We start from the raw sequence: 13,077 nt of genomic DNA, 5'->3' as shown, positions 1-13,077 counted from the left end.
TCATTCAGGCACCGCCACCTGCACCACCGGGATCAATTGCCCAGTGGCGGGTGCGGCCTTGTTGCGTTTCTTGCGCTGGTTGATCAGTGGCGGGCATTTGTGGTCGTTGTGCCAAGTCATCTGGCAATCCAGGCAGTAGTGGCATTCATTGGCGTTGATATGGCCGTCAGGGTGAATCGCCTGGATTTCGCATTCCTTGGCGCACAACTGGCACGGATCGCCACACTCTTTGCGCCGTTTGAGCCAGTCGAACAGCCTGAACTTGCTGGGGATCGCCAGCGCGGCGCCCAGCGGGCAGATGTAGCGGCAGTAGACTTTGCGCGTGAACAGGTTGATCACCAGCAGCGCCACCGCGTACAGCACGAACCACCACTGGCGGTCGAAATGCAGGGTGATGGCGGTCTTGAACGGCTCCACTTCGGCAAACCGCTCGGCGGTGGCCATCGACTCCAGAGACAAGCCAAACAGCCCCAGCAGGATCAAATACTTGATCGCCCACAGCCGCTCATGCACGGCAAACGGCAGCTCGAACTGGCGCACCTTGAGCCTGCGCGCCGCCTCGTTGATCAGTTCCTGCAGCGCCCCGAACGGGCACAACCAGCCGCAGAACACACCTCGGCCCCACAGCAGGATGCTGGCAGCGGTGAATACCCAGAGCATGAAGATCAGCGGGTCGGTGAGGAACAGCTCCCAGCGGAACTGCTGGAACAGCGCATGCACAAAGGTCAGCACATTGACCACCGACAGCTGCCCCAGGGCGTACCAGCCGATAAACACCACGGTAAACAGCAGGTAGCCACGGCGTACCCAATGCAACAGGCGCGGGCGCCGGGCCAGGCTGTCCTGTAAAAACAGAATCACCGTCAGCAGTACCAGGGCGGCGCCCAGGATCAGGATCTGCACGTGTTTCTGGTACCAGATCGTCAGCCACATCGGCCGATTCGCTTCGTCGATGGCAGCCTGCTCGGCGGCAGTCGGCAACGGGCGCTCCAGATACGCCTCGGGCATCTGGTAGGGCAATTCAAAACTGCTGAAGGTGCCGCTGACCGGGCCGGTCTGGCGCCGTACCAGCAGTTCCAGGGTCCAGGCCGAGCCAGGGTCGAACCCGGCCTGGGGGCGCACGATAAACACCGACATCTCGTCGAACTCGGGCATGCCCTCGGCGAACACGTCATACAGGCGCTGGTGGTCCATATCGCGGAAGCTGATGACATTGCCGAACTGGCGCAATTGCACCCGATCAAAAATCCCGCCGCGCACGTAGCCCGACCCCTTGAACGAAAACAACCCACGCCCCAGCACCGCAATGGCCTGCTCGCCGGGCTTGAGGCCCTGCATCAGCACCCGGTATTGCGCATCGCCCAACAGGTTGCGGCCGATGGTCGGCGCGTTGAGATCGGCCACATACAGGTCAATAAAGGTCTCGTCGACCTGCCCCGGCCCCGCCACTTCCACGCCTTCGGCCTCGGTGCCCTTGAAGGCCGCGTCTACTTGGCCGCGCGTCAGGTGCAGGCGGCGCACCGCGCCGTTGCCGGTCAACTGCGCCCAGCTGGCCGGCTCGAACAGGTCTGCGCGCACCAGCGCGACTTTCTGCGCGGTGCTGGCCTTGTCCTCGATCAGCTTGAGCGACACCGCCACTTCGTGGGCGGCGCGCATGATCACCTCATTGACCACCATGGCCGTGACAGTAGCGCCGGCCACCGCATCCACGGTCACCGCCTGGCTGTCGCTGGAGTGCCCCACCACCACACGTTGCTTGACGTTGATCCCGCTGTAGCGGGCGGTGAAGTCATGCAACTTGGCCTCGGGAATGCCGATCAGCAGAATCGGCTCGTGGTGCTCCAGCACATAGGCATCACGGATCACCCCGGCCGGGTCGAGGATCACCTGGGTGTTGATCGGTTTGCCGGAATACGCCGGGATATCCACCACGTCCAGACTCTGGAACACATAGCCGATGACCGCGCCTTTGGCCGACAGCGTGCGCACCTTGAACTTGCCTTCGGCGGCGGAAATGGCGTCGGTCTGCGGGAAAATCTTGTCGATGCGCTGTTGTTCAATCGCGCCGTAGGACTTGGCCTGGGCCGGGCCGGCCAGGCTGAACAGCAGCACCAGGACAACCAACCAGGTGACGGGACTTGCGGCCAGGGTAGCGAGGGCCGAGGGCTTGGTGCGGTTCATGGGCTCACTGACTTCAACGGCCGGAATATGAAGTCGATGGTAGGTGGCAGCTGGCCAGTGAGCCCTTGATTGAAATCAAGTCTGGGGGCGGTGCGGCGTTTGGGCGCTGGCTACATACCCAACCACTGCGGCAGCGCCAGTGAGATAAACGGCACGTACGTCACCAGGATCAGGAACGCCAGGAGAATCATCAACCATGGCATCGCCGCGCGGATCGTCTGGCCCAGGGTCAGGCCGGTCACCGCCGAGGTCACAAACAGGTTCAACCCAACGGGCGGATGCACCAGGCCGATTTCCATGTTCACCACCATCACAATCCCCAGGTGAATCGGGTCGATGCCCAGCTTCATCGCGATCGGGAAGAAGATCGGCGCCAGGATCAGCACAATGGCCGAGGGCTCCATAAAGCTGCCGGCAATCAACAGCACCACGTTGACCATCAGCAAGAAGCCAATCGGCGTCAGCCCTTCGGAAATGACCCAGGCCGTGATTTCCTGCGGAATCTGTTCGGTGGTCAACACATGGGCAAACAGCATGGCGTTGGCGATGATGAACATCAGCATGATCGACAGGCGCCCAGACTCCAGCAGCACCTTGGGGCAATCCCTCAAGCGCATGTCCTTGTACACAAACAGTGCGACAAACGCCGAGTACACCGCCGCCACCGCTGCGGCTTCAGTGGGGGTGAACATGCCGCTGTAGATACCGCCGAGGATGATCACCAGCAGCAACAGGCCCCAGAACGCACGGCGCGCACAGCCCAGCCACTGGGCAAAGGTCGCCCGGGGTTGTGCCGGCAGCTTTTTGATCCGCGCCACGATGTAGATCGCGATCATCAGCATCAGGCCCAGCAGCAAGCCGGGGATCACCCCCGCCATAAACAGCTTGCCCACCGAGGTTTCCGTCGCCGCCGAATACACCACCATCACGATGGAGGGCGGAATCAGGATGCCCAGGGTCCCGGCATTACAGATGATCCCCGCGCCAAACTCCTTGGGGTAACCGGAGCGCACCATACCGGCCACGGCAATCGACCCCACCGCCGCCACCGTCGCCGGCGATGAACCCGACAGCGCAGCAAACAGCATGCACGCCAGCACCGCCGCAATCGCCAGGCCGCCACGGATATGGCCGACACAGGCGTTGGCGAAGTCGATCAAGCGTTGCGCCACGCCGCCGGTGGTCATGAACGCCCCCGACAGCAGGAAGAACGGAATCGCCAGGAAGGTGTAGGCATCACTGGTTTCAAACAACTTGATCGCCAGGGAGCTTAACGAGTCCTGGCTGAACATCAGGATCGACATCGCCCCCGATAACCCCAGGGAAATAGCGATGGGCACGCCGAGAAACATAAACACCAACAGCAGCAAAAACAGACAGAGAATGGCCATCAGTCACGCTCCTTATGGCTGCCGGCCAACTTGCTGGCTTCACCGGCTTCATCGGCCAGCCCCAACCCGACCTGGCGGTGGGTGAACAGGCGGTAGAAAATTTCCAGGTAGCGGATCAGCACCAGGGCGAAGCCGATCGGCACGATCAGCGCGATATGCCCGACCTCAAGACCGAAATGGTCGAGGTCTTCAGCCCCGATCCCGGCCGTCAGCACCGCACTCACCCACTTGTAGCTGGCCACCATGAACAACCCGGCGTAGGCCAGGCAGCACAGACACGCGAGCATCCCCAGCAGGCGCTGGACCCGGCGTGGCGTCAGGCGTACCAGGGCATCCACCCCCAGGTGGCCGGCGGTGCGCACGCCATAGGAAATCCCGAAGAAAATCAGCCAGCCGAACATCGCCTTGGTCAGCGCGACGCTCCAGGTCATGTCCTGGGCCCAGGTCATGGTGCCGTCACCCAGGGCGTTGAAAAAACCGCTGCTCCAGGCCCACTTGTCAGCCAGGGCAAAAAACAGGGTGTAGATGTTGTTGAGCATGACGTAGACAAACGTCACCAGGGTCATGGCGGCCAGCAGGAAGGCGATAAAACCTTCCTCCAGGTGCTCCCAGACGCGCCTTAGGGATTGCATGGCAAAACCTCACGAAGCAGAGATGAGTGGTCGGGGTGGTAACCGGGTCAAAATGTGGGAACGGGCTTGCTCGCGAAAACAATGGGTCAGTCAACATCAATGTTTGCCGGGCCGACGTCTTCGCGGGCAAGCCCGCTCCCCCATTGGATCTTGGTACACCCCGAAATCATTGGTTGGACGCGTCTGCGGCCTTGATCAGGTCAGCGCCAATCGGCCCCTCGAACTTCTGCCATACCGGGCGCATGGCTTCGCGCCACAGCTGGCGTTGCGCGGGGGTCAGTTCGATGATTTCACTGGTCTTGGCGTCGACGATCTTCTGCTTGGCCGACTGGTTCAGCGCTTCGGCCTGTTTGTTCACCTCGACGGTGACCTCGCCCATGATCTGTTCCAGGCTGCTGCGGATATCCGGCGCCAGGCCGTTCCAGAACTTGGCGTTGGTGATCACCATGTAGTCGATCAGGCCGTGGTTGGATTCGGTGAAGTACTTCTGCACCTCGTTGACCTTCTGGCTTTCATAGTTCGACCAGGTGTTCTCGGTGCCGTTGACGGTGCCGGTCTGCAAGCCCTGGTAGACCTCGGCAAAACTCATCTTGCGCGGGTTGGCGCGGATCGCCTTGAACTGTTCCTCCAGCACGCTGGAGGCCTGCACGCGGAACTTCAGGCCGCGGGCATCCTTGGGCTCGTGCAGGGCCTTGTTGGCCGACAGTTGCTTGAGGCCGTTGTGCCAGTAGGCCAGGCCGAGGATGTTCTTGTCCTGCATCGACGTCAGCAGTTGCTTGCCTTCAGCGGCCTGGAACCGGTCGACGGCGGCCAGGTCGTTGAACAAAAACGGCAGGTCGTAGATCTGCACCTGCTTGGTGTATTGCTCGAACTTGGCCAGGGACGGCGCCAGCATTTGCACGTCGCCCAACAGCAGCGCTTCCATCTCCTTGCCGTCACCGAACAGCGACGAGTTGGGGTACACCTCGACCTTGACCCTGCCCGCCAGGCGCTCTTCAGCAAGTTTCTTGAACAGCAGCGCGCCCTGGCCTTTGGGGGTGTTTTCCGCTACCACGTGGGCGAACTTGATGATGATCGGATCAGCCGCCTGGGCCAGGCCTGCGGTAAACAACGTGGCGGCGCACAACAGCGCCCGAGAAAGCTTGAGCATGGGTATCACCTTTTTATTGTTGTGGTGGTTTCAGGCAAGGTGCCTGATGTGAGGCGTGTAGTGAATTTCAAATTTTTAAACCCTGCGTTCGGCCAAGCCGAACACCAGCCTTGGGAGCAATGCCTATCCAATGTGGGCGCTGGCTTGGTCTGTCAGGGCTGTGCCGCCAGCAGCCTTTGGGCCCGTAGTAACACCGGCGCATCCACCATCTGCCCATCAATCTGGTAGGCCCCTGCCCCATGGGCGCCGGCCTCTACCACCCGTTGTGCCCAGGCCAGGTCCGCCGCGCTTGGCGCCAGGGCTTCATGGATCACCGACACCTGCTTGGGATGGATGCACAGCGCCCCGGCAAAGCCCATTTCATAGGCATGCCGGATCGAATGGCGCAGGCCCTCCGGGTCGTCGATGGCCGGGTGCACACCGTCCAGCGGTGCCACCAGGCCGGCGGCGCGCGAGTGCACGATCAGCGCCAGGCGCGCCTGATCGAGGGCGAAATTCGCCGCCGCCGAGTGGCTGCTCAGGTTCAGGTCCAGCGCCAGGTCCAGGCCACCAAACGACAGGCGCTGCACTTGTGGCGCATGAGCGATTGCTGCGACCGCCAGCAGGCCTCGCGCGCTTTCGATAATCGGCCAGATGACTTTGCCGGTGGCGGCCACCACTGCCACCTGGGCGGCACTTTCCACCTTCGGCAGCAGCACCCCGGCCACGTTGCCGTGGGCCTTGCAGAACGCCACATCGGCAAAGTGCTCGGCGTGTTCCGGGGCATTGATGCGTACCCACACACAGGCATCGGGGTTGGCCGTTAAAAACGCACCTAGGTTATCCCGGGCCTGGCGCTTGAGCGGTTCTTCCACCGCGTCTTCAAAATCCACGATCACCGCATCGGCACCACTGGCCAGCGCTTTGGCAAAGCGCTCCGGGCGGCTGCCCGGCACGAACAAGGCAGAACGAATCAAAGGCATCACTGAACTCCTGATTAGATAACGCCGCGCGCACGCAGGTTGTCGATGGCCTCGCCCGAGTAGCCAAGCGCTTGGAGAATTCCCTGGCTGTGCTGACCCAGCCCCGGTACACCGTCCATACGCGGGGTAAACGCGGCGTTACGCGCCGGTGGCAATAACGACGGCAACGGCCCGGCCGGGCTGTCGACGTCACGCCAGCTGTCGCGGGCCTTGAGTTGCGGGTGGTCCCACACGCCTTGCATATCGTTGACCCGCGCACTGGCGATCTGCGCGTGTTCCAGGCGCTGGATCACGGCTTCGGTGTCGAGTTGGGCAAAGCTGTCAACAATGATCTGGCGCAGCACTTCGCGGTTGGCCGAACGCTTGAAGTTGGCCGAGAAGCGCTCATCCGTCGCCAGCGTCGGGGTGAGCAGCACCTTGTCGCAGAACGCCGCCCATTCGCGCTCGTTTTGCAAACCCAGCATCACTGTGCCGCCGTCGCCCGTGGGGAACGGCCCGTAGGGGTAGATCGTCGAATGCGCCGCGCCAGCACGCGGTGGCTGCGGGGCACCGTCGAAGGCGTAGTACATCGGGTAGCCCATCCACTCCACCAGGCTTTCCAGCATGCTCACGTCAATGCGGCTGCCCTTGCCGGTCTTGCCGCGCAGCAGCAGTGCCGACAGGATGCCGCTGTAGGCGTACATGCCGGCGGAGATATCCGCGATGGAACAACCGGCCTTGGCCATCTGCTCGTCACCAGGGCCACCGGTCACCGAAAGAAAACCGCCCTCGCTCTGGATCAGCAGGTCATAGGCTTTCTTCTTCTCGTAGGGCCCGCCTTCACCGTAGCCGGAAATATCGCAGACAATCAGCCGTGGAAAGCGCGCCTGCAGCGCCTCGAACGACAGCCCCATACGCGCCGCCGCGCCGGGCGCAAGGTTCTGCACCAGCACGTCGGCATCGGCCAGCAAGGTGTCGAGGATAGCGCCGGCCTCCTCCTGCTTGAGGTCCAGGGTCAGGCTTTCCTTGGAGCGGTTGGTCCACACAAAATGCGAGGCCAGGCCGCGCACACGCTCGTCGTAGCCACGGGCAAAATCACCGCTGCCCGGGCGTTCGATCTTGATCACCCGCGCCCCCAGGTCGGCCAGTTGGCGGGTACAGAACGGCGCAGCAATCGCGTGTTCCAGGCTGACCACGGTGATGCCGTCCAGCGGTCGTTGATTAGCAGTCATGACAATTCCTCAAAGCCAATGGGCCATGGATACGGCGCTGCGCAGGTTCCAGACTTTTTCGATCAAGGCGCTGGCCTGGGCCGGTGTGCGGGCGCCGCTGAACTGGCAGAGGCGCTGGAACTTGTCCGCCAACTGCCCACGGTCCAGGGTGTTGCCGGGGTCGCCCTTGGGTTCGTCAATCGCGCCGTGCAACGTGCGGCCATCGACGCTGGTAACGGTGACGCGACCCAGCCAGCGTTGCGGATAGGCATCGTCAACTTCGCGGTCGAGGCGCATGCTGACCTTGTCGCGGAACGCAGCGACGGCAGGATCGCTCAGGGCCAACTGGTGAAACTCAGTGAGCCCGGCCTTGCCATGCACAGCAATCAGGCCGAGCACGGTGCCCATGGAGAATTTGGCCTGGTGTACGGTGGCCGGCACTGTCACGCGGCCGAGCACATCAATGGCGCCTTGGTAGACGCGGGTTTCGACCTTGGCGATATCCGCAGCGGCCAGGCCTTCGCGCTGCATCAAGTCCAGCAACGCGTCGGCGGCCGGGTGGGTATGGCGGCACGAAGCGTGGAACTTGAACGAGGTTTCCAGCAGCGCCCAGCGGCTACCGAGGCCCGCGGACAATTTGCCCGGCTCGGCGTCAGTGGACATGCCGGCCGCCAAACCCTGGTCGCCTTCGAGGATATTGCGCGCACCGCTCAGGCCATCCGCCGTCAGGTACGCGGCCAGCAAGCCATCCGCGGCAGCCTTGGCAGTGTGCAACTGCTTGGAATCAGCCGCATCGCGCAGGAACTCCCAGAGCCCGGCAGCCTGGGTGCCGGCGCTGCCGAGCAGGTTGATGAATTGTTCTTCGTTGAAGTCCAGCAACTTGCCCACGGCCACCGCCGCCGCCAGGGTGCCGACCGTCGCCGTGGTGTGGAAGATGCGGTAATGGGAACGGCCCATGAACTCGCCGATGCGAATCCCGGCCTCATAACCGGCCACCGAGGCCAGCAACAATTCGCGGCCGGATTTGCCGAGGTCTTGCGCGGCGGCCAGGGCGGCGGGAAACACCACCGTCGCCGGGTGCAGTACCGAGCTGTTGTGCAGGTCATCCTGCTCCACCAGGTGCGACGAGGCGGCGTTGACCAACGCGGCAAAATACGCGCTGCTGCTGCCACCGTTGACGATTATCTGCGAAGGCCCGGTGGCCGGGCCCATCTTTTGTGCATAGCGCTCAAACAAGGGAATCGGGTGCGAGCCTTGGCTGGCCAGCGCCGAGGCCAGCCAATCCAGATACAGTTCTTCGGTACGCGCCAGCACCGCGTCGGGCAATTGCGCGTCATTCAACTCGGCGAGGAACCGGCACAAGGCTTGGGTATGGCTCATGCTCAGGCCCTCAGAAGCTGCGTGGCAGCTCGAGCAGATGCTCGGCCACGTACGACAGGATCAGGTTGGTGGAGATCGGCGCCACCTGGTACAGGCGCGTCTCGCGGAATTTGCGCTCCACGTCGTACTCGCAGGCAAACCCGAAGCCGCCGTGGGTTTGCAGGCAGGCGTTAGCCGCTTCCCAGGATGCCTTGGCTGCCAGGTACTTGGCCATATTGGCACTGGCCCCGGCATTGGCGCCGCGGTCGTATTCCTCGCAGGCACGCCAGCGCATCAGGTCCGCCGCCTCGATTTCGATATGGGCTTCGGCAATCGGGAACTGCACCCCCTGGTTCTGCCCGATGGGCCGGCCAAACACCACGCGGTCGCGGGCATAGGCGCTGGCCTTTTCGATAAACCAGCGGCCGTCGCCGATGCATTCGGCGGCAATCAGCGTACGTTCGGCGTTGAGACCGTCGAGGATGTATTTGAAGCCCTTGCCCTCCTCACCGATCAAGCTGTCGAGGGGCAGTTCGAGGTTGTCGAAGAACAGCTCGTTGGTCTCGTGGTTGACCATATTGGCGATGGGCTGCACGGTCAGGCCGTTGCCGATGGCCGCGCGCAGATCCACCAGGAAGATCGACATGCCTTCGGACTTTTTCTTCACCTCGGCCAGCGGCGTGGTACGCGCCAGCAGGATCATCAAGTCAGAATGCTGCACCCGCGAGATCCACACCTTTTGCCCGTTGATCACGTATTTGTCGCCGCGCCGAATCGCGGTGGTCTTGATCTTGGTGGTGTCGGTGCCGGTGGTGGGCTCGGTGACGCCCATGGACTGCAGACGCAGTTCGCCACTGGCCAGCTTGGGCAGGTAGAAGCGCTTTTGCGCCTCGCTGCCATGGCGCAACAGGGTGAACATGTTGTACATCTGCCCGTGGACGGTGCCGGAGTTGCCGCCGCAGCGGTTGACCTCTTCAAGGATCACCGAGGCTTCGGCCAGGCCCAGGCCGGAGCCGCCGTATTCCTCGGGAATCATCGCCGACAGCCAGCCGGCGTCCGTCAGGGCCTTGACGAAGGCTTCGGGGAAACCCTTTTCTTCATCGACTTTGCGCCAGTAAGCGGCGTCGAATTCAGCGCACAAGGCACGCACGCCTTCGCGGATGGCGTTGAGTTCTTCGTTGTCATTGGGGTTCATTAACGGCTCTCCGCCTGTTGTTCTTGGATTATTCGAAATGCACTTCAGCCTGCTGCGCCAAGCCAGCAGCGTTACCGGCCCACAGCTGGGCGACACCTGACGCCGTCACCCGCCCGCCCACCTCAAACGGCTGCGGCGCAATCAACGGGCGCACGCCGCGATAGGCAAAACGGCGCAAGGTGGCTTCGGGATGTGTCCGGCAGAAGGCGCGCAGGCTCAAGGTGGCGATCAGCGGCCCATGCACCACCAGCCCTGCATAGCCTTCACTGCCGGTCACGTAGGGGTAGTCGTAGTGGATGCGGTGACCGTTGAAGGTCACGGCGCTGTAGCGGAACAGCAAGGTGGGCGTGGGCTCGATCACCTCAACCCACTCGCCCCGGGCCAGGGCATCGCCGCTGCCGGCCTTGGGCGGTGTGGGCTCGCGGTAGACGATGTCCTGTTCCTCACGGATTGCCAGGCGGCCCTCCTGGGAGTAGTCGTGGCGCACGGTGACAAACAGCAACGAACCGCTGCGCCCGGTCTTTTCCTCGACCTGGGTGATGGTCGACACGCGGGTCGCCGACTCACCGGCACGCAAGGCGTGCAGGAACTCGATACGCCCACCGGCCCACATGCGGTTGCGGTTATCGGCCGGCGGCAGGAACCCGCCACGGGCCGGGTGGCCATCGGCGCCCAGGGCGGTTTCCGCCAGCGGGTCCTGGAAGAAGCACCACTGCCATAGCGGCGGTAAATCTGCTCCGTCGTCCGGCACCGCCTCGCCGAAGGTGGCGGCAATACGCTTGAGTAGGTTACGGCTCAAATGGTCGTGGGCGGTTTCGCTTCGGCCAATCCAATCAGTGGCGCTCATCGGGGGCAGGTCCTCGGGCAGTGAGTGTCTGCCCCGGATCATGCAAGCGCCTGGCCGTTCTGAGAATTTGCATTTCAATAAACCAGCGTTCGGTTATGCTGAACGCCGCTATCCTCACCTGGGAGCCTTGCATGCACTTCGACCTGGCCGACCTGCGCCTGTTTATCCATATCGCCGAATCCCCCAGCCTGACCCAGGGCGCCAAGCGTGCGTTCCTCTCGCCGGCAGCCGCCAGTGCACGGATCAAGGCCCTGGAGGGCCAGTTGGATACGCGCCTGCTGTACCGTGACAGTCGCGGCGTGGAAGTCACCCCGGCCGGTGAACGGCTGCTGCATCACGCGCGACTGATCATGCGCCAGGTCGATTACCTGAAAAGCGAATTCACCCAATATGGCGCCGACTCTGCCGGGCATATCCGCATCTTTGCCAATACCACCGCAGTCACCGAGTTTCTCCCGGAAATCCTCGCCGGCTTCCTCTCCCAGCGCCCCGGCGTAACGGTCGACCTGCAAGAACGCCTGTCCCGTGACATCGTGCGCGGGGTGCTCGACGGCACCAGCGACATGGGCATCATCGCCGGCCCTGTGCAGGCGCCGGGCTTGCAGGTCTTGCACTTCAGCACTGACCACCTGGTGCTGACGGTGCCGGTGGGCCATCCCCTGGCCAACCAGCCGTCGGTGACCCTGGAGCAGACCCTGGCCTATCAGCATATCGGCCTGCACGAGGGCAGCACCTTGCTCAGTTTCTTGCGTGAACACGTCGAGCGCCTGGGCAAGCAACTGTCCCTGCGCATCCAGATGTCGAGTTTTGAAGCGATCTGCCGCATGGTCGAGGCCGGGGTCGGCATTGGCATCATCCCCGAGTCCGCCGCCGTGCGGCACAGCCGGACCATGCAACTGGTGACCATCAAGCTTGATGAAAGCTGGGCGGTGCGCGAACGCAGCATCCTAGTACGCGAACTGGATGCCCTGCCGGGCGCGATCCGCGCACTGATTGCGACCCTGATGCCCGCCGCTTAACAGTCTTTGACAGTTTCCCGACAAAGCTGTCAAAGACCCCTGCCCACGCCGTCCCTAGGATTTGAGCCTTCCTTGGAATGACGAAGGCCATCATGCGTTCAAAAACGATTTACCTCGCTGCCACTTCTGTGTGCCTGATCACCTGCACCCAACTGTCAGCCGCCGCCGACTGGCAATACAGCCTGCAAGCCGGGGCGGCCAACCTGCCGCGTTACAGCGGCAGCAATGAGCGTATGACCGCGCCATTGCTGGGCGCAAACGTCGTCAGCCCGTGGGGGATTTTTCTCGATACCAACAAGGGGCTGGGCTGGGGTTATGAAGATGACAACCTCAGTTTCAGTGCCTATGTCGGCGCCAGCACTGCGCGCAAGGACCAGAAGAAAAGCACCAGCCTGGGCTCCGACCGGCTCAAGGGCATGGGCCAAATCAAGTCGCGACCGCAGTTCGGTGTGAGTGCCAGCTACACCTTGGGCACGGCCGTGCTGGGCGCGACCCTGGAGCATGCGCTGGAGCAAGACGATAAAAAAGACAGCGGCAAGGCGTTTACCTCCCTGGAGCTGAGCATTGGCACCAACCTGTATGACGGTGACTACGGCACCGTGGACGCCAGCCTCAATAGCCTCTTTGGCGATGGCAACTATGTGCGCACCTGGTACGGCGTCACCCCCGGCCAGGCCCAGCACAGCCGCTTTCGCGCGTATGACGCCAAGGGTGGGATGGTCAGCCGGGGCTTGAACCTCGATTGGAGCGTGCCGCTGGGCGACCACACAACGTTCTCTACCTTGCTGGATGTGCAGTATTTGTCGGGGGATGCCGGCAAAAGCCCGATTGTGGAACGCCGGATGCAAACCTCCGTGATGGGTGTGCTGAACTACAGCTTTTGATTTGCAAACCCGATCAGACAGGGGGGGGCTGGCTTGCCGGTCGCTCCATTGCTGCGATGGTCATTCGCTCTTTTTGGGTTGTTGGGGGGGGGGGGGTGTACATATCCGTTGCTGCGGTCACGGCGGCTATTGGTTCCGCCCTTACGGCGGGTCACTTTTGGAAAAGAGCCCGGAGTGCCGGCCCAGCCAAAAGTAACCAAAAGGGCTCTTGCCCCACCACTCGGTGCCTCGCCTAGGCTCGGCATGCCCGTCCTCCGCCATTGTTTT

Annotated in this window: 11 protein-coding genes; 2 read left to right on the top strand and 9 right to left on the bottom strand. The window is 62.7% G+C overall.

Annotated elements, in window-relative coordinates:
- The 9 genes from HBR93_RS26250 to HBR93_RS26210 all read right to left on the bottom strand — a co-directional run bounded on the left by HBR93_RS26250 (window position 1) and on the right by HBR93_RS26210 (window position 10,907).
- Entirely contained in the window at window positions 1–2,181 is a 2,181-nt protein-coding gene (locus HBR93_RS26250; protein WP_169961390.1) for a NosR/NirI family protein, read from the bottom strand.
- 110 nt (window positions 2,182–2,291) lie between these two features.
- Window positions 2,292–3,572, bottom strand: coding sequence for a C4-dicarboxylate TRAP transporter large permease protein DctM (dctM, locus tag HBR93_RS26245; RefSeq protein ID WP_057439643.1), 1,281 nt, complete (start codon window positions 3,570–3,572; stop codon window positions 2,292–2,294).
- On the bottom strand, window positions 3,572–4,204 hold the full coding sequence (locus HBR93_RS26240) for a TRAP transporter small permease (protein ID WP_169961389.1): 633 nt from the start codon (window positions 4,202–4,204) through the stop codon (window positions 3,572–3,574). The genes dctM and HBR93_RS26240 overlap by 1 nt, the downstream gene beginning before the upstream one ends.
- Window positions 4,205–4,370: 166 nt before the next feature.
- Entirely contained in the window at window positions 4,371–5,354 is a 984-nt protein-coding gene (locus tag HBR93_RS26235) for a TRAP transporter substrate-binding protein (RefSeq protein WP_057439645.1), read from the bottom strand.
- 152 nt (window positions 5,355–5,506) lie between these two features.
- Window positions 5,507–6,316, bottom strand: coding sequence for a CoA ester lyase (locus HBR93_RS26230; RefSeq protein ID WP_169961388.1), 810 nt, complete (start codon window positions 6,314–6,316; stop codon window positions 5,507–5,509).
- A gap of 14 nt (window positions 6,317–6,330) precedes the next feature.
- Window positions 6,331–7,527: a CaiB/BaiF CoA-transferase family protein gene (locus HBR93_RS26225; RefSeq protein WP_057439647.1), complete on the bottom strand. Its 1,197-nt coding sequence runs from the start codon at window positions 7,525–7,527 to the stop codon at window positions 6,331–6,333.
- Between the two features lie 9 nt (window positions 7,528–7,536).
- Window positions 7,537–8,886, bottom strand: coding sequence for an MmgE/PrpD family protein (locus tag HBR93_RS26220; RefSeq protein WP_169961387.1), 1,350 nt, complete (start codon window positions 8,884–8,886; stop codon window positions 7,537–7,539).
- 10 nt (window positions 8,887–8,896) lie between these two features.
- The gene (locus HBR93_RS26215) at window positions 8,897–10,060 is read right to left on the bottom strand and encodes an acyl-CoA dehydrogenase family protein (protein WP_057439649.1); all 1,164 of its coding nucleotides are present in this window, start codon (window positions 10,058–10,060) and stop codon (window positions 8,897–8,899) included.
- 28 nt (window positions 10,061–10,088) lie between these two features.
- Complete coding sequence (locus tag HBR93_RS26210) at window positions 10,089–10,907, bottom strand: MaoC family dehydratase N-terminal domain-containing protein (RefSeq protein ID WP_057439650.1); 819 nt, start codon at window positions 10,905–10,907, stop codon at window positions 10,089–10,091.
- Between the two features lie 131 nt (window positions 10,908–11,038).
- Between HBR93_RS26210 and HBR93_RS26205 the strand changes: the two genes are divergently transcribed.
- Both HBR93_RS26205 and HBR93_RS26200 read left to right on the top strand, forming a co-directional pair.
- On the top strand, window positions 11,039–11,926 hold the full coding sequence (locus HBR93_RS26205) for a LysR family transcriptional regulator (RefSeq protein ID WP_057439675.1): 888 nt from the start codon (window positions 11,039–11,041) through the stop codon (window positions 11,924–11,926).
- A 92-nt stretch (window positions 11,927–12,018) separates the two neighbouring features.
- Window positions 12,019–12,810 (top strand): MipA/OmpV family protein, encoded by a 792-nt coding sequence (locus HBR93_RS26200; protein ID WP_057959828.1) that lies wholly within the window; start codon window positions 12,019–12,021, stop codon window positions 12,808–12,810.
- The last annotated feature ends 267 nt before the right edge of the window (window positions 12,811–13,077 follow it).

It is taken from the genome of Pseudomonas sp. WS 5411, assembly GCF_012985595.1.
GTDB classification, from domain to species: Bacteria; Pseudomonadota; Gammaproteobacteria; order Pseudomonadales; family Pseudomonadaceae; genus Aquipseudomonas; species Aquipseudomonas shahriarae.
This window is presented reverse-complemented; position numbering and strand designations above follow the sequence as displayed.

Bases quoted from the DNA above. Each gene is read 5' to 3' on its own strand.
- HBR93_RS26250 (WP_169961390.1), bottom strand. From the start codon at position 2,181: ATGAACCGCACCAAGCCCTCGGCCCTCGCTACCCTGGCCGCAAGTCCC.
- HBR93_RS26220 (WP_169961387.1), bottom strand. From the start codon at position 8,886: ATGAGCCATACCCAAGCCTTGTGCCGGTTCCTCGCCGAGTTGAATGAC.
- HBR93_RS26200 (WP_057959828.1), top strand. From the start codon at position 12,019: ATGCGTTCAAAAACGATTTACCTCGCTGCCACTTCTGTGTGCCTGATC.
- dctM (WP_057439643.1), bottom strand. From the start codon at position 3,572: ATGGCCATTCTCTGTCTGTTTTTGCTGCTGTTGGTGTTTATGTTTCTC.
- HBR93_RS26225 (WP_057439647.1), bottom strand. From the start codon at position 7,527: ATGACTGCTAATCAACGACCGCTGGACGGCATCACCGTGGTCAGCCTG.
- HBR93_RS26240 (WP_169961389.1), bottom strand. From the start codon at position 4,204: ATGCAATCCCTAAGGCGCGTCTGGGAGCACCTGGAGGAAGGTTTTATC.
- HBR93_RS26235 (WP_057439645.1), bottom strand. From the start codon at position 5,354: ATGCTCAAGCTTTCTCGGGCGCTGTTGTGCGCCGCCACGTTGTTTACC.
- HBR93_RS26210 (WP_057439650.1), bottom strand. From the start codon at position 10,907: ATGAGCGCCACTGATTGGATTGGCCGAAGCGAAACCGCCCACGACCAT.
- HBR93_RS26215 (WP_057439649.1), bottom strand. From the start codon at position 10,060: ATGAACCCCAATGACAACGAAGAACTCAACGCCATCCGCGAAGGCGTG.
- HBR93_RS26230 (WP_169961388.1), bottom strand. From the start codon at position 6,316: ATGCCTTTGATTCGTTCTGCCTTGTTCGTGCCGGGCAGCCGCCCGGAG.
- HBR93_RS26205 (WP_057439675.1), top strand. From the start codon at position 11,039: ATGCACTTCGACCTGGCCGACCTGCGCCTGTTTATCCATATCGCCGAA.